Source organism: Streptomyces lushanensis, from assembly GCF_001700515.1.
Lineage (GTDB): Bacteria > Actinomycetota > Actinomycetes > Streptomycetales > Streptomycetaceae > Streptomyces > Streptomyces lushanensis.
Genome location: NZ_MAUD01000682.1, coordinates 1 through 601, shown reverse-complemented (window position 1 = coordinate 601; position 601 = coordinate 1). Strand labels below are relative to the sequence as shown.

Below are 601 nucleotides of genomic sequence, written 5' to 3'. Positions count from 1 at the left end.
AGGTCGCCCCCAGGCCCTGGGGAAGCAGCATGCCCTGATCGGTGATGGGCTCCTGGCGCGCGAAGACGGACTTGTAGATCCCGCCGTCGTTGGTGCCCCTGACCCCCATCACGGCCTCGATCTCCGCGAGGTCCAGATCGATGCGCGGCGGCGGCGCCGGGGGACCGGCGGGCGGGCTGGAGGTCGTGTCGATCACCGCGCGGACACCGCGGGCCAGCGATACCGGGTCGTGCCCGTGTCCGTGGAGATGGGTCCACCAGACGTCGGGGGAGTGGGAGAGCAGATGCTTGTGGACGGCGGTCACCGCGATCCCGTGTTCCGTCAGGGCGTCGATCACCTTCTGGAGTTCGTCCTCGGTGACATTCAGATCGCCCATGGCCAGGACGCTGTGGTCGGCGTACCGGACGAAGGCCACATGCGAGCCCAGGGCCAGTCCGGGGGACACCGTGACGCCGTGGGAGAGGACCTTCAGGTCCGAGCGCGGGAAAGCGGTGTGGTAGAAGAGCCCGCGCACCATGTTGCCCGGACGGCCCAGCGCGTGGGCGACCTCTTTCCAGTCCGCCAATGTGGTGGGCACCGGCCTGACGGGCCCGTGGCCGCC

1 protein-coding gene is annotated in these 601 nt (G+C 69.9%); it reads right to left on the bottom strand.

Features of this window, described 5'->3' with window-relative positions; genetic code table 11:
• Positions 1-577: DUF1259 domain-containing protein (locus BFF77_RS32385; RefSeq protein ID WP_245704062.1), on the bottom strand; the 577-nt coding region annotated here is incomplete at its 3' end.
• Positions 578-601: the final 24 nt, after the last annotated feature.